Here is a 25413-nt window from a genome sequence, read left to right on the forward strand (position 1 = left end):
TCAATATGAAAAGGACGTCCGCAGACGTCCGGTTCTTACTTTATTTTTTTTTCTGATTTTCCAACCGCTCCAGCACCCGCTGGTATCCGTCCGCACCATATACCAGACACTTGTTGATCCTGCTGATCGTCGCTGTAGATGCTTTCGTAATATCCTCGATCTCACTATAAGTCTTTTTCTGTGACAACAATTTGGCCACCTGCAATCTCTGCGCGATAGCGTGAATCTCATTGATCGTGCAGATATCTTCAAAAAATCTGTAACAATCTTCTCTATCCTTCAAAGTCAGAACTGCGTCAAAAAGCTCGTCTATATCATCTCTTTTAAATTTCGAATCATATGCCATTTGCAGACTCCTTTCCCAGCGTTATCGCGTTGTAAACTTAGTATATCACTTTTATGTGTTAAAGTCAAAGGAAATCTGCGATGCCTCTGTCCGCGTTTTTTTTACCGTTTATCACCCAGAAGCTTTAGCGCCTTTTCCAGTTGAATATCAGATTTGGCCTTTTTACTCATTTTCACTTCATAATCCGGTTTGATGCCTATCCCGTGTATTTTCTTATCATTCGGTGAAAAGTATTGCTGAATCGTCAATTTAATCGCCGAACCATCTTTAAACTCCACCGTACCCTGAATAATACCTTTTCCAAAAGTAGTCGTTCCCACAAGACTGCCGCCCTTATTATCTTTGATCGCCGCCGCGACAATCTCCGATGTACTGGCGCTATGTCCATTGACTAATACTACATATTTTAGATCTGTACAATCCTCTTTTGAATTATAATATTTCGTCTTCCCGTTCTTATCCTCCGTATGTGTGATGGTACACTCTGGCAACAGCATATCAGCAATTTCAATACCTGCGTCTACCAATCCGCCTCCGTTATTACGAAGATCGATCACGACGCCCTTAACCCCCTTTGTCTCAAAGGCCGCTAATTCCTGTTTAAACTGCTCTGCCGTGCCACGTTCAAAGGCTGTAATTCGAATGTATCCGTATTTTTTGTCGATCAGCTCTGCATATACTGATGGATCTTCCACTTGCGCCCGAACCATTTTGGCCTCTCTGACCTTATTACCCCGGCGATACGTCAGCTTAACGCTACTGCCTTCTTCTCCACGTATATGAAGGGCCATCTCTTCAGAATCGTCATAGGCTTTGCCGTCCACTTTTAACAAAACATCGCCGATCTTCAATCCCGCGCCTTCCGCGGGACTTCCACTTATCACCTTCGTAACAACAAAACGTCCCTCTGTCTCCTCGATGAAGACTACGCCTACCCCGGTAAATACTCCCTGAATGTAGTTGTTCCATTCTTCATATTCAGATTTCCCCATATAGCCGGAATATTTATCGTTCAGAGAATCTAACAAAGCCTTGTACAATGCTTCCATCTGCGCTTCCTGATCGATATCCCACAGAAACTGTTCTTCTACAGTTTTCTGTATCGAATATAGTTTACCATAACGATTTCCCACCTCGTTGAGAACGTTATAATCCTCTTTACTGATAAAAATCATATCCTTTGCCTGCGTTACCGCAAAAAATCCCACGGACGCAACCAACAGCGTAGCAATGACCACACCGCATATCAGCAGAATAAACCTGCGTTTTCTCATTTTAATCATAATATCCCCTTATCTTCCGGTCTCAGAAACCGTAAACTGTAAATAAGTTTTTCCGTTCCAGGTCTGACTGCTTAATGTACCGATCATATCTACCGCGGCGCCGGCCTGTAATATCTCATCATATTCACCGGCATTCCTGAATATGACACAAGACAACTCCCGTTGATCATCCAAAATTCCTGTAAATCTGGTGTACTGCCCCTGGCTGCCTATCCGCCGCATCGCCTGTGGGCGCAAATGAAGCTTAACCAGCGGCTGCGGATTCTCACATCCGAACGGCTCCAATAACTGCATCTGTTCCACCAGCCGCAAATTCACATCCTGCGCCCGAAGCTCCAGATCAGCTTGCATCCTCGCATCGAACAAAAACGGTTTTTCATCCAGAAGCCGCTCCATGGACTGATTCAGATTTTGCCGCAACAGCTCCAGATTTTCCTCCTTCATTGTAAAGCCACAAGCAGCGCTGTGACCTCCAAATCGTTGAAATAGTTCTCGGTTTTCTGACAGTAATTCATAAATATTGACGCCTTCGATGCTTCTTCCCGTACCTTTCAAACAGTGACCGGCCGTCGGCGTAACGATAACCGTGGGCCGGTTATAGGTTTCTTTCACCTTTCCTGCGACAATTCCTGTAATTCCTTCATGAGCCTCCGGTAAATCTATCACATAAAACAAATCGTCTCTATATCGTGTTTCAACCAATTGTCTGCATTGCTCGAAGGTCTCGGCCTGCAACTGTTTTCTCCGCTGATTACACGCGATCAGCTTGTCCACGCCATCCTGCACGCTGTCCTTTTGTTTCTCCAGCATAAGTCTGGCAGCAACGCGGGCGCTGTCCATTCTTCCGGAAGCATTAAGATGAGGCACGATAATATAAGAGATATTCTCTGAGCAGATACTCCCCTGTTTTAGACTTACGCCTTCAAGCAAGGCGGTTAATCCCGGACGTTTACTCACATTAGTCGCACGTATACCGTACTTTGCCAGGGTTCTGTTTTCATCTACCAGCGGTACAATATCTCCTATCGTTCCGATTCCTACCAAATCCAGAGTCCGATTGATAATACGTTTATCCAATCCTGTTTCCGCCGCAATAGCCTGAGCAAGCTTAAACGCAACTCCTACGCCAGCTAAGTGCTTGAACGGATAGGGACATCCCGGCTGCATAGGATTGATTACCAGACAATCCGCTATCTGATCTTTGATCGTATGATGATCTGTAACTAAGATCTTTAAGCCGATCCTTCTGGCATAATCCACCTCCTCACAAGAGACGCTACCACAATCCACCGTTACCACCAAATCCACACCGGCTGCCTTAATCTTGTCTAAAGCCGTGCAGTTCAAGCCATAACCCTCGTCAAAACGAGACGGAATATAATACGATACCTGATCGGTTAACTGCGACAAAGTCTCCATCAGCACCACAGTAGACGTAATACCATCCGCATCGTAGTCCCCATAGATACAAATCTTCTCATCCTCCTCTATGGCAGACAGTATTAAATCCACTCCCGCTTCCATGTTGAGGAGCAGGAATGGATCATAAGTTTTCTGAGGTCTCGCCGTCAGAAATTCTTCTATATCTTCTTCGGTGTCAAGACCTCTTTTATGTAACAATTCGATAATTTTTGGTTCTAAATTCATATTTCACCACGTTTAAAAATACTGCATCGGATCAACATAAGCTCCATTAACTCTTACCTCAAAGTGAAGGTGGGGTCCGGTGGAAACGCCGGTAGACCCGGAACTTGCAATGACCTGTCCGCGGCTCACGTTTTGTCCCACACTGACATTCACACTGCTGTTGTGTCCATAAAGGGTACTGATGCCGCTGCCGTGATCGATCACTACAGCGTAACCGTAGCCGCCATACGATCCCGCCACGATAACTCTTCCATCAGCTGCAGCGTAAACCGGTGAATTCATACCGACTCCAATGTCGATACCTGTATGACCTGTGTACACACCCGTCACTGGATGAATACGAAATCCAAACGGTGACGTAATATATGTAGAAGTGGTCGGCCACAGAAATTGTCCGCCCTCATACTTTTTATCATGATCTTGCATTCTGGCAATTTCATCGCTAATTCTGTCCGCTTCCGCATTAAGCTCATCCAGCTTTGCCTGCAGCGCGTCTTTATCGGACTGCAGCGCAGACTGTTTTTCTTCTGCCTCTGACTTCTGTTTATCAAGTTCTTCTTTTTCATGTTTAAGGGCCGCGCGTTTTTTCTCTAACTCCTTCTGCTGTTCCTCCAGCGTACGAAGGGTTTCTTCATCTCCGCGGTATATCCTTTGAATCAGCTCCAAATTCGTCAGAAATTCAGATACGCTGCTCGAACCCAACAACACGTCCAGATAACCCACAGAACCGTTTTTATACATAGTTCTAAGTCTCTTATTCAGGCCATTCTGCCGTTTATCGATATCCTTTATCGTCTTGTCAATATCTGCCTGCGCCTTCTCGATCTCTCCCTGTTTTTGTTCCATAGACGCTTTCAGTCTGTCGACCTCAGCCTGTTGTTCCTTAATACTGGCTGTCAACGCGGCCAAATCGTTTTTTACATCCTTTTTCTGATCATTGATCTCATTAAGTTCATCCTGTTTATCTGACGCGTTATCCGCATATACCTGCGTATAAACGCCTAAGCTGCATACTAACATGAAAATCAGCAGACATATCATTGACTTTTTCTTCATTTCGTACTCCTCCCGTAATTATGCGTCCAGGAAACGCCGCATGGAAATAATACTGCCGCAGGCGCCAATGCTAACGCCCATGGCTAAAAAGATACAAATCAGGTTTACCGCCAGATACCCCGCCGGCACAAGCGGCGATGACAGAATGGTCATAACCTGCGTACCTATAAGCTCCACTACTTTGCTGTAAAGCAAGAAGGTAATCCCCGCTGAAACCAACGAAGCGAATATTCCTATGATAATACCTTCCACTAAGAACGGCCCTCGTATAAACCAATTAGTAGCCCCGATGTATTTCATTATGGAGATTTCTCTCGCTCTTGCAAAAACAGTCAGCTTAATCGTGTTAGAAACCACCACCACTGAAACAACTACCAGAAAAACCATTACCACCAAAGCCGCCAGCTGCAGAAATCCAGTAACTTTAGTCAGCTTTTCTACTGTTTCTTTATAATATTTAATATCCTCAATTCCATCAAAGCCGGAAACAAAATCTGTCACCTCTCCAGCGCTCTCTAAAGATTCTACTGTGATCAATATAGAATTAGGCAGAGGATTCTGTCCCAGGGAATCCAGCAAATAGCTGCTCTCTCCCCACCGTTTCTTCAAAATTTTCAACGCGTCTTCTTTAGTACGGTATTCCACCTGCTTTACATGATCATGACGTTCCACCTCATCCATAATCTGCTGCGCTTCCACATCAGACGTAGAGTCCTTCAGAAAAACCTCGACCTGATCATAGTCCGATTTGACCATCTCCGTAAAGAGATTCACATTGACCGTTATAACAAAAAATACGCCCAGAATCATCATCATCGCTGTAATCGCAAATACCGACGCCAGACTCATTCCCTTATTTCTTCCGATTTGCGTAAAGGCCTGCTTGATATTATAACCGATTCTATTCATCCTCTGCAGCCTCCTCTCGTAAAGAATCTTCTATTCTCCGACGGATCTCAGCCGCTTCTTCTGCAGCTGTTTTCGCTGCGCTCTGGCTCATTTCCTCAGTAAAGGCTTCTGTTTCCTCTACATCCTCCAATATAAGATCTTCTGCCAAAGCGTTCTCCAGAGCCTGGCATTCATCCGCCGAAAAGCTTATCGTCTTCTCCAAAAGAATCTCCTGATTCTCCGCGATATCATCTTCTATGACAGCAGACAATTCAATTTCTTCTGGAAGCTCTGTTTCAGATTCTATGATATCTTCCTCGTCCATGTCTTCCTCGGTAGGATTTTCTTCCTCAAATCCATACTGTCCAAATTCATCTCTGACAATATGTCCGGACTCAATCGCAACAACTCGCTTTTGCATTCGATCCACGATATCTTTCGCATGGGTTACCATAACAATGGTAGTTCCCGTAAGATTGATCTGATTCAGCAAATCCATGATCTCGCTGGCCGTATCAGGATCTAAGTTTCCCGTAGGCTCGTCAGCGATAAGAACAGTCGGGTTATTGATGATCGCTCTCGCTATGGCAACTCTCTGCTGTTCGCCTGCGGAAAGCTCGTCGGGATACTTGTCTGCTTTGTCACTAATGCCCACCAGACTAAGAACCTGCGGCACCTTTTTCCTGATCTGACGCTTGCTCTTATGAAGTATTTCCATAGCAAAAGCCACATTCTCGTAAACAGTCTTCTTCGGCAACAACCGAAAATCCTGAAACACTATACCTATTTTCCGACGCAGCGCGGGTACCTCCCGGTTGCTCATGGTGGTAACCTCCTGTCCACCCACTCGAATGCTTCCGCTATCAGCATCTATTTCCTTCAAAATCAATTTGATGAAAGTCGATTTACCGGCGCCGCTGGGTCCAACAAGAAAGACGAAGTCACCTTTATCAATATGAATACTCGCATCTTCAAGACCTACATTGGTATTGTAATGCTTCGTCACATTTTCAAATGTAATCATACTTCTCCCCTTTTACAAGTTTCGAATTTTTTCTTTACATACACTATAAGAATACCATATTTCGACGTTTTTTGAAATAGGTAAAAGCCATTTAAACTCCCATTTTAAGTGAAACTTTCGTGAAAATTTCCAGTAAATTGTTTCTAATTTCTTCATTTTCCCAGTGAAACCGGCAGACAAATTCATCCGCGTAAATCAATGCCGGATCAAATCCGGGCACCCAGATAATATCCTTCGTTTTTAAATACGATGCAATTTGGCGGCGGCTAATCCCATTGTTAACCTTATTGCACACCCAAACAACCGTACGGCCTGACAGCTCCAACCTTTTCAGCAGCTTAAACCGCTCTGTACACGCAATCAATCTGGATGGAAGCGGATCACAAACAGCTACAATAAAATCCATATCCGGCAAAAGTGAATTCCACTCATCCTCCGCTGACAGATCAAACATAGCAATATTTCCTCTGGCACAATTTATCAATCGCATCCGCTGCTGTTCATCCAGACGCACCCCCTTTTCCCTGTCCTCAGGCGTTGGAAGTATCCAGTGAATTCCCTTTTCCATATTAACAATTCCCCGCACCGGCGCGTTCTCCGCCAGTCTTATATAAATATCCTCAAACTTCCGATTGCTGAATCGTTGATCCATGGCCGCTTCATCATAGAGTAATGATCTACCTTCCTTGGGATGCAGGCATTGGCAAAAAGTCAGAGTTTTTCCCTTTGATTGCAAATAAAAGGCCAGAGACGATGCAACAAATGTTGTTCCAACGCTCCGGCCAAGCCCCGTCACTCCAATATTCCATTGTTCTGCCGGCCTGTCGCCGTCATCGGGTAGAAGTATCCCCTTATATTCTCTGAAAAATGGTCTTTTCACCCAAAGCTCCTCCCTTACACAGATAGATATTTTTTCATATTTTACCATTTTTGTGTAAGGAAAGCAATAGGCTATATATTCTATTTGGCAAATTCTGCCTGCAGCTGAATGCTGTCGGGCAGCCCTTTCAAATCCGTTTTTACCAAATCATAAGGATAACAGATCACCTGTGCAAGATTCTCCGCGTCGGCGGGATCTGCAAATGTAGCCTTTACTGTAAGAATGCTTTTGTCATCTTCACTGGAAAGCGTGATTTCCTCTATTTTCACGTCATAACCTGCAGTAGGCTTTTCACCCCTGGTAACCATAACATATACCTGATCTCCGACTTTGAATGCCAATGCGCGTTCCAGTTCTCTGTACTCTGGCAGAATATCCGCCTCAATTTCCCGAGGCGTAGACTTCTCAGACACACGGTCAAACTTCACCTTCGTCTCTCCCGCATTGACGCCGAATACCAGAATCAGACCAACCAATACTACCGCAGCGACAGCAATAGCAATTATCTCCTTCTTCATAAGACGTCCCCCTTCTGTAAACTGAAAGTATACCTAACCTTATGAGGCAAATACGCCAAATATGCTTAAAGGACGGGAAAAACCCGTCCTTTCATAAGTCAAATGTGCAATTACTTTAGTAAATTTTACGAACAGCTGCTACGATATCCGCCGCAGTCATGCCATATTTTTCTTTCAGTTCATCAGGCTTTCCGGATTCGCCATATGTATCCTGCTGGCCTACCATCTCTACCCTAACAGGATAATTCCTGCAAAGAACTTCAGCAACAGCGCTTCCCAAACCGCCTATGATGGAATGTTCTTCCGCAGTAACGATTTTGCCGGTTTCTTTCGCCGCCGAAACGATGATATCCTCATCCAAAGGCTTAATGGTATGCATATCGATAACACGCACATCTATACCTTCCTCCGCCAATTGAGATGCCGCCAGCATAGCCTCCGCCACCATAATACCCGTAGCGATTACTGTCACATCCTTGCCAGGGCGAAGCACATTACCTTTACCCAGCCTGATGTCTGCCGTTTCATCATAGAATACCGGTACGGCCGCCCTGCCCAGTCTTACATAGGCCGGTCCCTCGAAATCTACTACCTGTTTCAAAAGTATCCTCGCACTGACGGCGTCAGATGGATTTACCACAGTCATGCCAGGAATTGTTCGCATCAGAGCCAGATCCTCAAAAGTTTGATGGCTCGCGCCGTCTTCTCCTACCGTAATGCCTGCATGAGTAGCGCAAACCTTTACATTGGCTCCTGTATATCCAATAGAATTTCTAATAATCTCAAAGGCTCTGCCAGATGCAAACATAGCAAAGGTTGACGCGCAGACTACTTTGCCGGATAATGCCAGACCCGCCGCCGTTCCATACAAATTCTGTTCTGCAATACCCATATTAAAAAATCTCTCAGTAAATGTCTTGCTGAATTCCGCTGTCATCGTGGACTTAGAAAGGTCGGCGTCCATGACGATCAGATTTGGATTCTCTGCGCCGATTTCTACCAGCGTCTTTCCGTATGCAGCTCTCGTTGCCATTTTCTCTGCCATTACCATGCACCTCCCAGTTCCTCTATTGCCTGTCGGGCTTCTTCCTCGTTAGGCGCTTTGCCGTGCCAGCCTGCCTGATCTTCCATAAAAGATACGCCTTTACCCTTATGTGTTCTGGCAATAATCGCCGTCGGTTTCCCCTTGCAGGCTCTGGCCTTATCAAAAGCGTCAAAGATTTCCTCAAAGCAATGTCCGTCAATAACGATAACATTCCATCCGAAAGCGGCAAATTTTTCATCAATTGGCTTCACAGTCATAACGTCGTCATTTTTCCCGTCAATCTGAAGTCCATTAAAATCCACAATCGCCGTCAGATTGTCCAGCTTATAGTGAGCCGCAGACATTGCAGCCTCCCATACCAGTCCCTCCTGAAGCTCGCCGTCACCTAAAAGAGCGTATACACGGCCGGGATCACCATCCATTTTATTTGCCAGCGCCATACCCACGCTGACAGAAATACCCTGACCTAAAGACCCTGTGGACATTTCAATGCCTGGTACTTTGTGCATATTAGGATGTCCCTGAAACCGACTTCCCAACTTTCGCAAGCACATCATATCCTCCACAGGAAAATATCCTCTTTCCGCCAAAGCAGCATACTGAACAGGGCCGGCATGACCCTTTGATAAGATAAATTTATCTCTACCGGCCTTTCTCGGCTCTGCCGGATCAATATTCATCTCTTTAAAATATAATGCCGTGACGATGTCCGCCGCGGAAAGACTTCCGCCGGGATGGCCGGAGCCTGCGTTATGTATGGCGCGGATAACGTCAATCCTGACTTTTGCGGCCAGTTTTTCATATGCTTTTATATCCATTTTGTCCTCCATATATTTTTACGGGAAGACCGGCATTGCGCCGGCTTCCCTCAATGGTCATAATTAAAAGGAACGATTCTTGGGATCTATGATGCCCAGACTGACACTGAGCGCCTGATCAACGCCTGGCATTTGCGCCTGGCTCAGGCATCCGATGTGTTCCTTCAGTCTTTTTTTGTCTATGGTACGAAGCTGTTCCAGCAGCACCACAGAATTTTTGCTGAGTCCGCCGTCGGCGGCTTCCAATTTCACATGGGTTGGCAATTCTGCCTTTGTCTGAGATGTAATGGCAGCCACGATAATAGTCGGGCTGTATCGATTTCCTACGTCGTTTTGAACTACAAGCACTGGTCTGACTCCCCCTTGTTCGGAGCCGACAACGGGACTTAGATCAGCAAAATAAAGGTCTCCCTTTTTCACTATCAAGTCCAACACTCCTTATAAAAGTTCTTTTAAGGCAAAGGGCACGTGATCTGCTATATCACTGGCCGTAAGGCCATACTCTCCGGTTTTTTCAACTGCCAGATCTCCTGACAATCCGTGAACAAATACCCCTGCTCTTGCCGCAGCAAAAGCGTCAAGGCCCTGGCCTGCCAAAGAGGTGATAATGCCAGTCAGCACATCTCCTGAACCGGCTGTCGCCATGCCCGGGTTACCTGTAGTATTAATATATGCTTCTCCCTTTGGATCGGCAACCAGAGTGCCTGCACCTTTTACAACCGCGGTGCATCTGTACCGTTGGATCAAAGCCTTCGCTACCGCTGCTTTCGCCGGTATATCCTTTGAGGCTTTAGGCCAGCAATCAGAAAGAAGTCTCTTTGCCTCGCCAATATGCGGTGTTATAATCACCTCCGCGCGGCTTTCTCTAACCAGCTTTCGCATTTCGCTGTCACCGGCAATGATATTGAGCCCATCCGCGTCGATAATCAATGTTTTTCTATACTCCTGGAGAATTTCTCTCAGGATTCTCTGCGTTTTTCTACCAACTCCTATTCCCGGGCCTATCCCGATCGCATCGAAAGAAGACAGGTCCTTCTTTATCTTGTCCCATTGGATACATGTGGCTTCTGGAACGGATACCTGAATAACAGGAAAGGCCTGTTTCGCAGTACACACCTTCACCAGACCGCTGCCGCATTTGATCGCTGCCTTGGATGAGAGGACGGCGGCGCCAGCCATCTCTTTTGATCCCGCAACAATGAGAACCCTGCCGCAGTCTCCCTTATGTATCTCCTTGGGACGTGTTCTAATAACAGTATGAACAAAATTCTTATCTGTTAAACCTGTAATTTCCATTTATTTTTTCACCTTATCAAAGATTAACGTCATTTTTTCATCCGTTTCCGGATCAGTGTAGGATAAAAGCAGCTTGGTTTCTGATTTCATTCGATAAGCAAGAACCTCGTCATATTCCATAGATTCCCACAGCGGCGGGGGGTTAAAATCTGCTCGATTCACCTGATGCAGCTGCACTATACCGTCCTCTAGAAAAAGAAATCTGCCGGTGATGCTCGGATTCCCTGCTTCTGTGTCATACATCGCAAATGTACCGTCAAAAGAAATTTGCAAGCATAAATATCCTACATAACAGTCCGGCACACCCAAAGGGTTGTCCTCACATTCCCACGCGCCTTCCATCATTTCTAATGCCTGCGTACGGACCTCCTCGTCCTCCACTGGCTTCTGCACTCTTTGATCTTCCCCACATCCACAGATCACAATCATCAGAAAGCAAAGTACGCAGGTTATCACGCCTGTCAAAAACTTCTTCTTCAACTGCTTCTTCATCTCCTTATTACAATCCCAAAAATACCATAGCCATAGCAAAATAAATTGACAACGCCACCATATCCGATACAGATGAAATCGCTGGATTTGCAATCAATGCAGGGTCCAAATTCAGCTTTTTCACCATTAACGGCACCATGCTCCCCAGCACCTTTCCAATAATTACAATGAGCAGCATAGCAGCGCAGACCGTCAAAGCGATAATCGGCTCCTGTCCGTCCAGCAAACAAACTCGCGCAAAATTAAATGTACTGAGAATAATGCCGATGAGTATTCCAATGCGAATTTCCTTCCATAAAATTTTCAAAACATCGGAAGTATCTACTTCATCTGTTGCCAGTCCACGAATGATCAGCGTAGCCGCCTGCGATCCCGTGTTGCCGCCGGTCCCCATCAACATCGGCATATAGGAAACGAGACAGATAATCTCCGACAAACGGCCCTCAAAGCTGCTGACAATCATACCTGTAAAAATATATGCGACCATCAGTATGAGAAGCCACGGAAGCCTGTTCAGTGCGTGTTGCCACACAGATTTATCCAGATAGCCTTTATCCGAATTTTCAAAGTCGATGACGCCGTTCATTCTCTCAATATCCTCTGTAGCTTCTTCTTCCATAACGTCTAAAATATCATCGACCGTAATAATGCCTACAAGACGGTGCTCATTATCGACAACCGGAAGGGCTAAAAATCCATATTTTTTAAAATCCTCAGATACTTCCTCCTGATCCTCGTAAACATTTTCCCAGACATAATCGGTTCGCATAATGTCCTTAATCCGGGTCTCATCGTCTGTGATGACTAATGTACTCAGGGATACTATGCCGATCAGTTTCCTTCCGCTGTCCTTAACATAACAAGTATAGACGGTTTCCGCGTCCATACCTACCTCTTTGATATATTCGAGAGCGCGACCGACAGTCCAGTCTTTTTGCAGACTGATATAATCCGGCGTCATCAGGCTACCTGCGCAGGTATCCGGATAATTTAGAAACGTATTGATCAGTCTGCGCTCATTTTTCGGCGTCTTTTCAAGAATCTTGTCTACTACATTAGCTGGAAGTTCTTCAAGAATATCGATTTTATCGTCAAAATCCATTTCCTGAACGATAAAATTAATTTCCTTATCGGTGATACCGTTGACGATCTCCACTTGATCATCTGACGGCAACTCAGAAAACACCTCCACAGAGATATCCTTAGGCAGCAGGCGGAATAGAATAATGGTCATCTCAATTTCCAATTTCTCTGTTACTTCTTCAAGAAGCTCCGCAATATCTACCGCGTTATATTTCAAAAGTTCGTCTCTGGCCTGAAAGTAACGCTTTTCTTCCAAAAACTCCAGAATTTTGTCCAGCGATTCCTCTAACAGGATATCGGTGTCAATTGCTTTATTGTCCATTGGCAGTTTCCTCGCTTTCCCTGATATTTCCTTCCTTTTCATAGAAAACATCTCGGGAAATGTCTGAAACGGCTCTATTTTCTATGAAAAGATAAGGATATTGCTAACTGCGCGGAGTATTCCGGCAGATTTCGCTGCCACTCCGTGCGCATACCTGTTATATGATATTTACATTGTTTAGAGGCAGGCCCATTATCCATATCTTCACATCCTTTCATCTTATACTTGCTCTAACGCTTTATGTTAGCATTTTTTTCAGTTTTTGTCAATTTTCTTATCCTTCTTTCAAGCGCCTGCCCCTCGGTTTTCCCTGTCCTGCATACTTTAGCAATGTACATTGTGAAATCATTGAAATTTCAGTCACTTTTAAAGCAAGAAAACAGTTGACTATTTTTTGTCAAGGTGTTATATTGAAAGTAACGGCGACAATATTTACTAATTCTAAACTAAATTTATAAAGAGAGAAAAGAGGAGATCGAAATGGCAAATTTAGTTGCGCAGTACATTGAGATTGCAAAGAAAAGAAACCCTGGTGAACCAGAATTTATTCAGACTGTAGAAGAAGTATTGACTTCTATCGAGCCTGTTCTGGAAGCACATCCTGAATACGTTGAAGCTGGTCTGATCGAAAGATTGATCGAACCGGAAAGAGGCATCAGCTTCAGAGTTCCTTGGGTTGATGACGAAGGTAAAGTTCAGGTTAACAGAGGTTACAGATATGAATTCAACAGCGCAATCGGACCTTACAAAGGCGGTCTGCGTTTTGCTGCTAACGTATATCCTGGAATCATCAAGTTCCTCGGATTTGAACAGATTTTCAAGAACAGCTTAACCGGCCTTCCTATCGGCGGCGGCAAAGGCGGTTCCGACTTCGATCCTAACGGAAAATCCGATGCAGAAGTAATGAGATTCTGCCAGTCCTTTATGACTGAATTATATAGACATATCGGACCTCACACTGACGTTCCTGCCGGTGACATGGGCGTTGGCGCGAGAGAAATCGGTTACTTGTTTGGACAGTACAAGAGACTGACTAACAGATACGAAGGCGTTCTGACTGGTAAGGGTCTTGCTTACGGCGGATTAGCAGGAAGAACAGAAGCTACTGGTTACGGTATCGTATTCTTTGCAAGAGAAATGCTGAAACACTGCGGCGAAGAACTGGCAGGAAAAACTGTTGCAGTATCCGGTTTTGGTAACGTTACCTGGGGTACAGTTCAGAAGCTGAACCAGCTGGGCGCTAAGGTTATCACTATTTCCGGACCAGACGGATACATCTACGATCCAGACGGCGTAACTTCTGGCGAAAAAGAAGATTACTTGCTTGAGCTGCGAGCTTCCGGAAAGAACATCTGCGCTCCTTACGCAGACAAATTCCCTGGCGCTACCTTCTACGCAGGCAAAAAGCCTTGGGAAGTTAAGGCTGATCTGTACATCCCTTGTGCTACGCAGAACGAAATTCACATCGAAGACGCTAAAACTATGGTTGCTAACGGATGTAAGTTCCTCTGCGAAGGCGCTAACATGCCTACAACGAATGAAGCAATCGAATACCTGCAGGAAAACGGCGTTATCGTTGGACCTTCCAAGGCTGCAAACGCTGGCGGCGTAGCTTGCTCCTGCATCGAAATGGGTCAGAACGCAGGCCACACTGTATTCTCACCTGCACAGGTTTACGAACAGCTTGAAACTATCATGGTTAACATCCACAAGAACGCTGCAGCTGCTTGCGAAAAATATGGTCTGGGCTATGACCTGATCAAGGGCGCAAACATCGCTGGTTTCGAAAAGGTTGCAGAAGCTATGATGGCACAGGGTATTGTATAATGGCGCTTGCCCCAATTTTCGCAGAAAATTGATGGGAAGACCTTATGCTTTGGGAGACCTAATCCAATGAGCAAAGCGAATTGTTGATAGGTCCCCCGTCAAGAGTGCAGCGCTTCAGCGCGTGGCACTCTACGGCGAATCCCCAAGAGAACAAGCACTCTGTGCGAAGTTTGATTGGCAAGGATTTAGTCGTATAATGGTGCTTGCCCCAAGGCAAACAATATTCCAAAAACAAATTTGAGGACTGCGCTTTGCAGTCCTCTTTTTTAATAACATATGTTTCAACGCATTTCATCACGCTGCTTGAAAAAAACGAGGCAGATCATTCCGCCTCGTTTTTTTTCTATTCTTTCCGGCGAGCTGCCTTATGTGCAAAGAATACTGTGAAAACTCCCCCTATGGAGCAAATGAATATCAAAAGCCAAAGCAGTACATGGTTATGATCTCCTGTTGATGGTCCATGTCCGGTATTGCTTGAATCCTCCGGAGTCTTTGGATGACTCGGATTTTTTGGATCGGTAGGATCCGATGGTTTCACCGGTTTATCCGGCTTCTGTTTTGTATTTACAAAAACTACCGTTTCGTCCTTCCTCTCCGCTATCTTTCCACTCTGCTTCTTCTTATTCACTTTATATCCCTTTGGTGTCTGCTCTGTCACAGTATACGAAGTATCTGCCGGCAAATTATTGATTGTAATACTTTCACCGTGTTTCAACATAATGGTGTCACCTGTCTTCACTGTACCGGTCTTTGAACCCTCATAACTATACGCACCGGTGAGAACGTTTCCTAAACCGTCTGTTAGTTCTATTGAAAACGCGAATTCACGATCTGTTTCTCCTCCTGCGCCGCTTACCACCTTAGAAATCGTAAGAGTACCAAATTTATCGTCAGACGGCGACGTTGGAATTGGAATATGATTCTGAAAAACAGCTGATGCTGATACACCATTTTGAATTTCTCCAGTATCGCCTAATTTCGATACAGAATAGCCCTCGTTATCACTTTCCGTAACCTCATAACCTGTCTTCACCGGCAAATTGTGAATCGTCACACTCTCTCCGTCTTTTAAGAAAATCATTCCTCCTGAAGTGATTGAACCTGATTTCGCACCATCGTATGCAAAGATATCCTTTAATTCATTGCCTTCCTCGTCCGTCAGACGCAATGTAAATGGAAAGAGTTTGTCTTTATCACCTTTTCCCGTCACGATCTTAGAAATGGTTAAATTCCCATGCTCCTTTTCCGGCGTTACATCGCCGCTCCGGTTTTCAAAGGACGCTTCTGCCGTTACATTTCCTTCTATTTTTCCTGTGTGTTTAGACGGAAGCGAAGTATAACCATTTGTCGTGTTTTCCGTAATCCTGTACTGCGTTCCCGCAGGAAGGCCCATAATCAGAATTCTTTCTCCATGCTTCAAAGCTATGGTATCTCCACTTTTTATTCTGCCACTTCTCGCGCCAGTATAATTGAAACTCTCTGTTAAGGCTTTTCCCGTATCATCCGTCAACGTAATCTGGAAAATGAAGCTTTTCGTATGACTTGCCTGTGTACCGGTTACAGCCTTCTCAATCGACAGGTTCCCATTTTCCGGCAGATCCAGTTTTGTATTATAAAATCCTGCGTAGCTTATTGCGCCTTGACGGATTGTACCGTTCAGAACACCGTCAGCAGGCAATACGTGCCAGCCCTTCTGTGACGCTTCAGACACAGTATACTTTGTACCCGCCGGAATTCCTTCAATTGTAACACTTTGTCCGTGACTCAATGAAATCGTCTCGCCATTGGAAATTTTTCCAGTTTTAGATCCGAAATACAAATACTTTCCGTCTAAAGGTTTACCTTCAGCATCTGACAGATTTATCATAAAGGAAAACACTCCGTCCTTCTCCGTGTCTCCGTCCATAACTGTCTTTCTGATCGTCAGACTACCCTCTGATACAATAGCGCCTCTGGTATTCGTAAATCCGGCAGTTGATGTTTCGCCATTATAAATCGTACCGCCCTGCTCACCACTTGTCGGCACTACATTCCATCCGGCTGCGTCTTCCTCTGTAACAGTATACCGAGTACCGTCCGGCAATCCCAGAATCGTAATGCTTTCATCATGGTGCAGCGGAATCGTATCACCGTGCTTGATATGTCCTGCCTTGTCCGTTCCATAGAAATAGAATGACCCTGAAAGAGGATTTCCGTCCGCATCAACTAATTTAATATGAAAGTTAAAATTCTGTGTATAATCCTTCGGCGAATTGACAACGCCTGCAACCTTCTTGCTGATAGTCAGTTCTCCCGTCTTTGTATCATCCTTCGTCTGGTCCGTTACAACGACGATATTTAGTAAGCTAAACAAGCTGGTGATATCATCCGTGATTCGGTCAAAGTTTACAGAATTATCCGCACCGTCATACATTCCTGTGCCGTCCAGGGAAGCCGTATTCTGATTCACTCGAGCTCTTATGAATCCGGTATCCGTAACAAAGAAAGGAAGCAGCTGCCGGCCTCCGTCTTCATCGTGAAGGCCGTAATCTACTACAGCATTTTTCCCATAATGCAGATTCATGGTTCTGGCAAGATCCGTTCCATCCAGCATCAAATCGTTCCATCCCTTCAAATCGAATTTGCCGGATTTTTGAATCTGCGCAGTAGCAGTAATATCTCGCAAAGTAATATTTACATCACCGTCGCTGGCGTATTTGGACATAGTCTGAGCCAGCTTACCTACACCGGCCATTACCGTCACGCCGTCTTCCTTTGTTCCTGCATCAGCATAAATAGAATATATTCCTACAATAACAGGCACAACGGTAGAATTCACGTTGTACCCCGCCGGAGCGCTGATTTCCTGCAAATAATACTCAGTATTTGCAGGATTCGCCCATTTTACTTCTGCATAACCTTCCTTTGCACCAGCAGGACAAGTCGGAGTAAAAATCAATTGTCCTGCCTGTCCGTCGACTGTCGCTGTAGTTCCTCGGGTAACTAGTTGCGTACACGCTTCATCTTCATATAGACCAAAAACCGCGCCGTTAATCGCCTTGCCGTCCTGATCTACCTTCTTTACTCGAAGCTCACGTTGTTCATTAGGAATATATATCAGGGAACGGAACGTTCTACTGAACTCATCCACATTGAGCAAACTGAATCCTCGTCCGCTTCCGTTTTCCGGTACCGCAACTCCCATAATCTGATCGGCAGTATAGCCAACAGCTTCCTCTAAGGTTTTTCCACCATCTATCTGACGACGAATATATGCGCCTAACGCCTCGTAGCGCGCTTCACTGTCAGCAGCGCCATCAATACCGTCATCATGCAGCGAAGCCAGCGCGGCAGGTTCAATCATGGCATATGTCATACGCATATCACCATCAGGATTGTTCAATTGATATCGATTTGCCATGCCTGGCAGATCGCTCAAGACACCTTCTAACCGCTTGTTATCATCATTCCACTCTAAATACCAATGGGGCGTCGTTCCTTTATTATCAGAGCACTGATACAGCGCCGCCATCAAAGCCGCTCTGCGCCACTCCATCAAGTCGATATTTTTTCTCGGCATTGAGGTGTGAAGTCCCTCCGTATTGCTCCCGTACAGTGCCTGCCAGGCCTGTTCATTCTTCTGCCACAATGTTGGAATAGCAACAATCAGACCATTCTTTTGCGAACCCACACTTACCGGTTTTTGCTCGTCCGGTTTAATCACGCCGGTTGCCATATCATACGCACCGTAATTAATCCTGTTATTTCCTGTAATCATCGAAAGAAAGCTGGCATATGATCCTGTTGTGTACCGATTAACCACCGTCATCATTGTGGTATCCGGATCGTATTGAAGTACCACATCTACCGGCAGCATTCGATAACCATCCGGCGCTTTTACTTCTTTCAAAATATACGTCTCAATATGATTTTCCCAATATCTATCGGTGAAATTAAACGGAATCATTTCTCCATCAGCATTTAGCTCAGCAAATTTCGCGTTTCCGTCAGATTCGGTGGTAAGAGTTGTCAGTGCATCGCCTGTTTTCTCATAAGATCCGTCAGCCTTTCTCTCTGCCTGAAACAGCTCAAACTCCACGCCCTCAATCGGGTTTCCGTTCTGATCTACTTTTTTAATCTGCTGATAAAGCTGCGGCTGCAGGTTGAAACGCAAAGCCAAACTGGAATCATAATTTCCTCTTTCCAGATAAAACATACGGAGGGTATGATTCGTATTGCTGGCAAAGGTATTGTTTCTCCAGCTCGTAGAAGAAGCCTGCTTCGCGTCAGTAAACAACTGCTTCAGCGTAGTCTCTGTCGTGCAGTCCGCAGGCGTTTCACCTGAAGTATACGATGGAATACCTTTCTGACCATAAGCTCTGCCAGTGAAAACCTTACCCGTTTTAAAGTCGATAATGCCATAGATCTCACTATGAACACCACCTAAATCCAGAACCAATACGTCGTCAATAAAGATCCAAACATCATCATCGCCTGTAAACTCAAACGTCATAGCGTTGTTCTTTGAACCCTGATTGATAACGCCGTTTACCGCTTGACGGAAATCCAAACTTACACTCATCCCAAAGTGATGATTCATAGCATTTCCAGAGCATGCTACATCACTGGTCAGCTTTTCATCTGCGTCAACGCCGCTAAACGCCTGCTCGCCAGTATTGAAAGGAAAGAAGTTTCCGATACTGTTCGTTCCGTCTGATCGTACCGTTGCAGGTGCATCGTAAAGCACAAAGCTTCCATCGCTGTGTGTTTCGACCTGTTCCCCTGCTCTATCACTTAGCACAGATGCCGGCTTTTTCTGAAACTCTGCGAAGTTCTGCCGCATATTATAAAAATAGTATCCCTCATCATCCAGCTGGAACAGTCCTTTAACATTTTGATAGGATTTTTTATAGCTGTTGTTTACAGCAGGGTCAAACAAGTAGTCAAGAGACTCCTTATCAGATTCGATTGGCTTGCTGTTAGCATCCTCCCACGCCTGAATCAGCGTATTGCTCAGATTCTGAATATCATTCCCATCGTAGGTATACGCAGTGCTGTCCGATGGATCTTTCTGTTCTATATGATCTCCTGCCAGTTTATAATCGCCGACCAAAGTCCAGTCTCTTTTGCTCTGATCATTCAGCAATTTATTCTTGGCGGCAGCGGTATCGACCGTTGGATAGCCATTTGTCAGTACGGGCTCTACAATGCCTTCCATTCCCGCGTACTTTTGGCCATATGCCGTACTTTCTCCCGCGCCCTTATTCCAAAGGCCTCCATGAATCATTCCATCGCCAAAAAGGAGCAAATGACCCGCATTAATGCCTCTCCACCAGTCATTTTTACTGGAATAAGGAGATTTTCTTCCCCACGCGCTTGGCTTTTCACGTATATGATAATGATCCTTTGTAAGCAAATCTCCCTTAGGAGTTGTAGAAGCGGAAGGATCCTCACCGGAGGCATTAACCCAATAGTCAAATAAATTCACCGTGGTTGACGCGGGATCTGCTACAGATTCTGTAACAATATGTTTCTGAAGCGTCTCCTGATCTACCAGTGTTCTTCCCCCGCCCAGATCTAAAATCACTTCTAAAGCAGGCGCAGCCTCTGTCAACATGTATCCCTCTGGCGGCGCTGCCAGTAAGGTGTAGGAACCCTTGTAAGAGCCTTTATCAGGAAATCCTTCAAAATTCCATGTAACTTTTAACGTCTCCTCCGTACCATCTTCAAGGACAGCCGTGATTTCATTTGGAAGCATCTCCTGTAAAACCTTTTTCGTTACTGGATGATCCTTGTCTGCGCCGGGTAATCCCAGTCCCCAGACCTTTTGCTCTTTATCATAGATCAGCGTTTCTTCCGGGTCTATCCAGCTCCAGTCGCTCATCTTCTTCGCGGATATACGCGTCTCTTCCTCACATTCTTTACAGACAAAGCTGCAAGGCCTGCCAGCCGTCGCTTCTTTATATCCGCAATTTTCATCATGTGTATGTATACAACCTTCGCTGCACGCCTCTGTATGCGCGTGGGTACATGGGCTTCCCTTTACAGCCTCTATATAGCCGCACGCCTGCGTATGCTTCGGATGATGCACACATAAACCAGTGTCCTCTGAACTACTCATTTCTGCGAAAGTCATGCTATTCATGCCTGTGAGAATCAGGCACAAACACAGTAAAAGAGCCAGAAGACTTTTACTTCTTTGATTTCCTTGTCCCATTACAAAAAAACTTTCCTTTCCATAGAATTAAGTTTTCACCTATTGTATTCTCAGAGAGTTACTCTCCCTGGTATTTCGCGTCCCCGTTTTCTTGTAATGGTTAATGCAACAAAACACCGTTCTGTTATATTCATACAAAAAAACAGCTTCGCATTACACATAATTGTATAGATTATATCACATCAGTCTTCGATAATCAATAAAATTTCAACGTTTACGCCATATTGAAAAAAACAAAAAAAGCAGAACGCCTGTGTTATATTGACAAGCGCTCCGCTATATTTTAATAATTGTTAACGGCGATTCAAGCCTCCATAAAGCCTTTTAATTTTTCACCTAATCCTTCCGCCACATAATAGCCTTCCTGGTAGGCTTTTTTCAGTTTGACAGGGTCTTTTTCTGTCCGACCGATATCTAAATCTCCCATCGGCGCAATCACAAAAGCTCTGCCCTCCTTTTCTTCAGAAGCGACCAACTCTAAAGACGCGTTGTATGTCTTCCAGCGGTTCCTGCAGGCCTCCGTCATTTGAGGATACGTTCTATATTTCAACTTCAGCATCGCTGCCGACACACTGCCGCCAGGTTTTTTACGGTAGTCCCTAGGTCTGGTCAGCACTACCAAATTTTTCTCATTTCCCTGCTTTATAGACTGGGCGATTGGGATTGAATCGGCAATACCCCCGTCCATATAAAGACTTTCGCCTATGGATACCATGTTCGCCAAAAAAGGCAGCGATGCAGAGGCCCGTATCCATTCCACATCTCGAAACATATCCGTAATCACAGGATACTCCGCCCTCCCTGTCCTGCAATTGGTTACTACCGCCTGAAACTTAACGCCGCTCCTTCTGAATGTCTCATTATCAATAGGATACAGCTTTTCCGGTATCGTATGATACAAAAATTCCGTTCCAAATAGATCTCCTGTTTTGCGAAGATTATAGAAACTGCAATAATCACGGCGTCCCAGATAGTCCACATTAACTGCATAGGCCCGTCCTCTTTGTCCTGATACGAAGCTGCATCCATGACAAGCTCCTGCAGATACACCGATTACATTTTCAAAAAACAATCCCTCATCCAGTAAATAATCCAACACCCCGGCGGCAAAAATACCTCTCATGCCGCCGCCTTCTAAGATCAATCCCGTTCCCATAGATACCTCCTACATTTTAATTGATTTTCCTGTGCCCAGCAGATACAGATATGCTTCCTTCACAGGAAGTCCCGTTGCCTGTATCAATGCATTCGAATAGATTGCGATCTGATCCCTGTACGCTCCGCGCAGTCTATCCGCCTCCTCATCAAAGGATTTCTCTCTGTCAATCCAATTCGTCTTGTAATCCAATAGGACCAGCTCTCCGTCTTCCTCAAAAAAGCAGTCTATAATACCCTGTACTACCACCATCTCGCCCTCGCTTCTCTGCAAAAGGTTGAAATGCCGCTCTCTCTGCAGCCTGCCCTCTGCAAAAGCCGACGCGCACCGCGCGCCCAATTCTGTGCCAAAAAAGTCCATAATCCGAGACAGATAAACGATGCTGATTTCTTTTTCTGTAAAAATTCCAGCCTGTACCATAGCCTCCGTAGCTTCTTCCAAATAAGGTTTTCCTTCCTCTGCGGCTCTGGCAAAGTCAATTCGCTCCATAATACCGTGATAAATTGTACCCCGCTCAGCCGCTGTCAGAGTTTTTTCGTTTTGACGGAACTTAGGTACTGCAAGATCCGGCGTATAAATCCCCCGCTCATCGGCGCTCCTATTAATCTCTGTTACCGAATACTTGGATTTCAGCTGCCGCGCCTTTTCATACGGATAGACAAAATCTAAGCGCCGCGTAATCTCCCACCGTTCTCTGTCGTCAGGCGTTCCGTCATAGATATCCCAATCCATTGGATTTCCATACCGCATTCGCCTGTTTGCCGCTGCCGGAGAAAGCAAATTAGCGTCCACCATCTGAAAATCTGAAACCTGTCCGATCATATCCAGATAACAGCTATCGCCGCCCAGACCTGTTTCACGATTCTCTAGATACTTTTCGCCATCCTTTACACAGCCTGTAAGATACAGAAAATCCTTCGCACGCGTCAGGGCCACATAGAGAATTCGAATTTCTTCCTGATATTCTTCTCTGTGAACCTGTTTTCCGATCAGCCTCTGCAGCAAAGTCTGCTTATACCAATGTCCCTCAAAATCAGCCAGCGTCATCCCCAGGCCCAGATCCTTATGCAGAGTAATACCGCGTCCCATCCTGGTATAGTTGAGCCGTCTGCCCAGTCCGCTGACGATAACCATCGGGAATTCCAATCCCTTGCTCTTATGAATCGTCATAATCCGTACCAGATTGTCATTCTCTCCTACTAACTTTACCTGTCCCATAGGAACCTTACGATCCTTTACTGCGTCAATATATCGGACAAAGCTGTATAAAGAGCTCTGCCGGCTCTGACTATAGCTCTCCGCTTTATCTACAAGCGCCCGCAAATTAGCCTGCCTCTGACTTCCCCCCGGCATAGCTCCAATGCGCAGATAGTATCCTGTTTCTAATAACAGACTCCACACAAAATTCCCAAGCGGTACAGACGCTGCTTTTTCCTTCCATTTCTTTATGGAAGCTAAGGCTGCCGCGCACTTTTCCTTTAAAGGATCCTCATCATCATTTAACGCCGTTACCTCAGCCTCTGCCGGTACGTCAGACGGACACCCCTTTGATGCGAAGGTAATAAAAGCCGACGCGTAAGATCCCTCAGGCCGCGCTGCTCTCACTCTGCCTAATTCCTCTGCAGAAAACCCGAAGATTTCTGAATGAAGCACGCTGATCAGCGGCACGTCCTGCATCTTATTATCTATCACTGACAAAAGGTTCATGAAGACCTGAATCTCCATGGTGTCGAAGTACCCGTCGCTGTCGTCTACAAAGCTTTCAATGCCATTATCCTTCAAAGCGTTGTAGAAAATATCTGCGTAATTTTTTACGCCGCGCATCAGTATGACGATATCGGACAGCTGCAGGGCTCTCTCACGGCCCGCCTTGTGATCAAAAAATATCCGTCCCAGATTTTCTTTAACCAGCCTGCAGACCTCCAAGGCCTCCACCTCGGCGCTGCGAAGATCGGCAAGTTCTTCATCTGTCTCATCTATACTGCTCATATCCACTACGCGCAAAGCCGGCGTAAAAAGGCAAGGTCCGTCATACTCCACGCCCCGGTAAAGCATGGCCTGCTCATCGTACCCCTCCATCAAGTCGCCGAAGATCAAATTAATCTCATCGATAATAGCGCCCTTGCTCCGGAAATTACGATTCAAATCAATTTTCACACAACGGTCCATATCAGCGCCATAGGATTCATATTTCTGACGAAAAATCTCCGGCTCCGCCAGACGAAACTTATAGATACTCTGTTTGATATCTCCAACCATAAACAGATTGTTTTCCCTCTTTACTCTGGAGATAATCTCCTCCTGTAAGATATTCGTATCCTGATACTCATCAATAAAAATGTACGCAAACTTATTTCTGTAATATGACGCTGCCTCCGGGTCCTCCAGAATTTCCAGGCAAAAATGCTCAATATCGTTAAAATCCACCAGGTGACGTTCGGCTTTTGCCTGAGTAAACAGGCTATGATAATCGAGCAATAGCTTTCGCAAGGTCTCTGCTTTGGGCGCAGTCTGATTCAATTCCTCAATTTGTTCCTTCAGGCTTTCCGAAAAGCACAATTTCTTTAGCTCTGCAAGCATAGCCGCCGCACGCTTTCTCAAAGCGCTGACTGACTTCTTAACAGATTCATAATCAGGTTTTTCTTCTTTTTTCGCGCTAAGTCTTACCGTAGGCAAACTGTTGACAATCAGTCCCGCGCCGTCAAAATCCTTCTCTCCGGCGCTGATTGCCATCCGCTCATAATACGGCAGTTCCTCTTGCCGCAGCTTTTCCGCCAGCCTCATAAGGCCTGCCTCATCCAGTAGATTTATTGCCTGTTTTTCAAGGGTAAGAGCCTGTTCTAACGTGCTATCGATAAAATCCCAGAGTTTTCCCATCAAAGGATCTTTCACAAAATCATCCGCTGACAAATGCAGGGCCTCGATCTTCTGATCCAGCCACCTCCAGGGATAAGGCAGCGATTGCAGCACGTTATAAGCGCTGTCCAGAAGGTCTCGGAGCTGATTCAAATTCCGTTCCCCCGCATACCAACCTAAAAAATCATAAAAGGGCTGGCTGTCTTCCTCAAACCATGACTCTAAAAGTAAATCCATAGAATCCTCTTTCAGAATCGTTCGTTGGGCATCATCACAAATGGAAAAAGAAGGTTCAATATCCGCGGCATAAAAGAACCGATGAATGACGTCCAGCGCAAAAGCATGAAACGTACTAATATTAGCTCGAGGCAGCAATGCTAGCTGTTTTCTCAGTCTTTCCGAATGCGCCGGATCTGCCTCGATCTCCTGATACAAGGCGCTGCGAATCTTCTCCTTCATTTCCGACGCCGCGGCATTTGTGAAAGTAACGATAAGCATCCTGTCGATAGATACGCCGTCTTCCAGAATCAATTTTTTAATTCTTTCTACCAATACAGCCGTTTTTCCCGATCCTGCCGCCGCTGCCACCAATATATTACAGTTCCTTCGTTGTATGGCTTCCAGTTGTTCCTTTGTCCAATTCATAAGATACCTCTTTTTCTTCATTCACCTCTTTGATT

General features: G+C 45.4%; 18 protein-coding genes. 1 reads left to right on the forward strand and 17 read right to left on the reverse strand.

The genetic code is table 11. The annotated features are described in order from the left end of the window. Nucleotides 1–40: 40 nt before the first annotated feature. From ACPW7J_RS10530 to mgtE, 14 genes are all read right to left on the reverse strand, one after another. Nucleotides 41–346 carry a YerC/YecD family TrpR-related protein gene (locus ACPW7J_RS10530; protein WP_161875019.1) on the reverse strand — a complete coding sequence of 102 codons (306 nt, stop codon included), beginning with the start codon at nt 344–346 and terminating at the stop codon, nt 41–43. Nucleotides 347–447: 101 nt separating this feature from the next. Beyond that, entirely contained in the window at nt 448–1629 is a 1182-nt protein-coding gene (locus tag ACPW7J_RS10535) for a S41 family peptidase (protein ID WP_424959625.1), read from the reverse strand. 9 nt (nt 1630–1638) lie between these two features. After that, entirely contained in the window at nt 1639–3276 is a 1638-nt protein-coding gene (gene recJ / locus ACPW7J_RS10540; protein WP_424959624.1) for a single-stranded-DNA-specific exonuclease RecJ, read from the reverse strand. Between the two features lie 12 nt (nt 3277–3288). After that, nucleotides 3289–4332, reverse strand: coding sequence for a M23 family metallopeptidase (locus tag ACPW7J_RS10545; RefSeq protein WP_161875022.1), 1044 nt, complete (start codon nt 4330–4332; stop codon nt 3289–3291). An 18-nt stretch (nt 4333–4350) separates the two neighbouring features. Then, complete coding sequence (ftsX, locus tag ACPW7J_RS10550) at nt 4351–5241, reverse strand: permease-like cell division protein FtsX (protein ID WP_424959623.1); 891 nt, start codon at nt 5239–5241, stop codon at nt 4351–4353. Beyond that, complete coding sequence (ftsE, locus tag ACPW7J_RS10555) at nt 5234–6244, reverse strand: cell division ATP-binding protein FtsE (protein ID WP_425755209.1); 1011 nt, start codon at nt 6242–6244, stop codon at nt 5234–5236. Before ftsE ends, ftsX begins: the two co-directional genes overlap by 8 nt. A gap of 91 nt (nt 6245–6335) precedes the next feature. Further along, a complete protein-coding gene (locus ACPW7J_RS10560) occupies nt 6336–7124 on the reverse strand; it encodes a hypothetical protein (protein ID WP_424959622.1) in 789 nt (262 codons plus the stop codon). An 80-nt stretch (nt 7125–7204) separates the two neighbouring features. Then, complete coding sequence (locus ACPW7J_RS10565; protein ID WP_161875026.1) at nt 7205–7642, reverse strand: protease complex subunit PrcB family protein; 438 nt, start codon at nt 7640–7642, stop codon at nt 7205–7207. 115 nt (nt 7643–7757) lie between these two features. Then, on the reverse strand, nt 7758–8687 hold the full coding sequence (locus ACPW7J_RS10570; RefSeq protein WP_424959621.1) for a transketolase family protein: 930 nt from the start codon (nt 8685–8687) through the stop codon (nt 7758–7760). Next, the gene (locus ACPW7J_RS10575; RefSeq protein WP_424959620.1) at nt 8687–9505 is read right to left on the reverse strand and encodes a transketolase; all 819 of its coding nucleotides are present in this window, start codon (nt 9503–9505) and stop codon (nt 8687–8689) included. Before ACPW7J_RS10575 ends, ACPW7J_RS10570 begins: the two co-directional genes overlap by 1 nt. 63 nt (nt 9506–9568) lie before the next feature. Continuing rightward, a complete protein-coding gene (locus ACPW7J_RS10580; protein WP_161875029.1) occupies nt 9569–9931 on the reverse strand; it encodes a type II toxin-antitoxin system PemK/MazF family toxin in 363 nt (120 codons plus the stop codon). A 12-nt stretch (nt 9932–9943) separates the two neighbouring features. After that, a complete protein-coding gene (locus tag ACPW7J_RS10585) occupies nt 9944–10801 on the reverse strand; it encodes an NAD(P)H-hydrate dehydratase (protein WP_161875030.1) in 858 nt (285 codons plus the stop codon). Next, nucleotides 10802–11281, reverse strand: coding sequence for a hypothetical protein (locus ACPW7J_RS10590; RefSeq protein ID WP_424959619.1), 480 nt, complete (start codon nt 11279–11281; stop codon nt 10802–10804). A gap of 19 nt (nt 11282–11300) precedes the next feature. Then, nucleotides 11301–12698 (reverse strand): magnesium transporter, encoded by a 1398-nt coding sequence (mgtE, locus tag ACPW7J_RS10595; RefSeq protein ID WP_425755210.1) that lies wholly within the window; start codon nt 12696–12698, stop codon nt 11301–11303. A 480-nt stretch (nt 12699–13178) separates the two neighbouring features. Between mgtE and gdhA the strand changes: the two genes are divergently transcribed. Next, on the forward strand, nt 13179–14525 hold the full coding sequence (gene gdhA, locus ACPW7J_RS10600) for an NADP-specific glutamate dehydrogenase (protein ID WP_425755211.1): 1347 nt from the start codon (nt 13179–13181) through the stop codon (nt 14523–14525). Nucleotides 14526–14868: 343 nt separating this feature from the next. Here gdhA and ACPW7J_RS10605 read toward each other — a convergent pair whose 3' ends face one another. The 3 genes from ACPW7J_RS10605 to addA all read right to left on the reverse strand — a co-directional run bounded on the left by ACPW7J_RS10605 (nt 14869) and on the right by addA (nt 25378). Next, the gene (locus tag ACPW7J_RS10605) at nt 14869–20721 is read right to left on the reverse strand and encodes a DUF7601 domain-containing protein (protein ID WP_425755212.1); all 5853 of its coding nucleotides are present in this window, start codon (nt 20719–20721) and stop codon (nt 14869–14871) included. Between the two features lie 304 nt (nt 20722–21025). Beyond that, the gene (locus ACPW7J_RS10610) at nt 21026–21877 is read right to left on the reverse strand and encodes a patatin family protein (protein ID WP_161875035.1); all 852 of its coding nucleotides are present in this window, start codon (nt 21875–21877) and stop codon (nt 21026–21028) included. Between the two features lie 9 nt (nt 21878–21886). Then, nucleotides 21887–25378 (reverse strand): helicase-exonuclease AddAB subunit AddA, encoded by a 3492-nt coding sequence (gene addA, locus ACPW7J_RS10615; RefSeq protein WP_425755213.1) that lies wholly within the window; start codon nt 25376–25378, stop codon nt 21887–21889. Nucleotides 25379–25413 lie beyond the last annotated feature (35 nt).

It is taken from the genome of Ihubacter sp. rT4E-8, assembly GCF_049852125.1.
Taxonomy (GTDB): domain Bacteria; phylum Bacillota; class Clostridia; order Peptostreptococcales; family Anaerovoracaceae; genus Senimuribacter.

Bases quoted from the DNA above. Each gene is read 5' to 3' on its own strand.
- ACPW7J_RS10530 (WP_161875019.1), bottom strand. From the start codon at position 346: ATGGCATATGATTCGAAATTTAAAAGAGATGATATAGACGAGCTTTTT.
- ACPW7J_RS10535 (WP_424959625.1), bottom strand. From the start codon at position 1,629: ATGATTAAAATGAGAAAACGCAGGTTTATTCTGCTGATATGCGGTGTG.
- recJ (WP_424959624.1), bottom strand. From the start codon at position 3,276: ATGAATTTAGAACCAAAAATTATCGAATTGTTACATAAAAGAGGTCTT.
- ACPW7J_RS10545 (WP_161875022.1), bottom strand. From the start codon at position 4,332: ATGAAGAAAAAGTCAATGATATGTCTGCTGATTTTCATGTTAGTATGC.
- ftsX (WP_424959623.1), bottom strand. From the start codon at position 5,241: ATGAATAGAATCGGTTATAATATCAAGCAGGCCTTTACGCAAATCGGA.
- ftsE (WP_425755209.1), bottom strand. From the start codon at position 6,244: ATGATTACATTTGAAAATGTGACGAAGCATTACAATACCAATGTAGGT.
- ACPW7J_RS10565 (WP_161875026.1), bottom strand. From the start codon at position 7,642: ATGAAGAAGGAGATAATTGCTATTGCTGTCGCTGCGGTAGTATTGGTT.
- ACPW7J_RS10570 (WP_424959621.1), bottom strand. From the start codon at position 8,687: ATGGCAGAGAAAATGGCAACGAGAGCTGCATACGGAAAGACGCTGGTA.
- ACPW7J_RS10575 (WP_424959620.1), bottom strand. From the start codon at position 9,505: ATGGATATAAAAGCATATGAAAAACTGGCCGCAAAAGTCAGGATTGAC.
- ACPW7J_RS10585 (WP_161875030.1), bottom strand. From the start codon at position 10,801: ATGGAAATTACAGGTTTAACAGATAAGAATTTTGTTCATACTGTTATT.
- mgtE (WP_425755210.1), bottom strand. From the start codon at position 12,698: ATGGACAATAAAGCAATTGACACCGATATCCTGTTAGAGGAATCGCTG.
- gdhA (WP_425755211.1), top strand. From the start codon at position 13,179: ATGGCAAATTTAGTTGCGCAGTACATTGAGATTGCAAAGAAAAGAAAC.
- ACPW7J_RS10605 (WP_425755212.1), bottom strand. From the start codon at position 20,721: ATGGGACAAGGAAATCAAAGAAGTAAAAGTCTTCTGGCTCTTTTACTG.
- ACPW7J_RS10610 (WP_161875035.1), bottom strand. From the start codon at position 21,877: ATGGGAACGGGATTGATCTTAGAAGGCGGCGGCATGAGAGGTATTTTT.
- addA (WP_425755213.1), bottom strand. From the start codon at position 25,378: ATGAATTGGACAAAGGAACAACTGGAAGCCATACAACGAAGGAACTGT.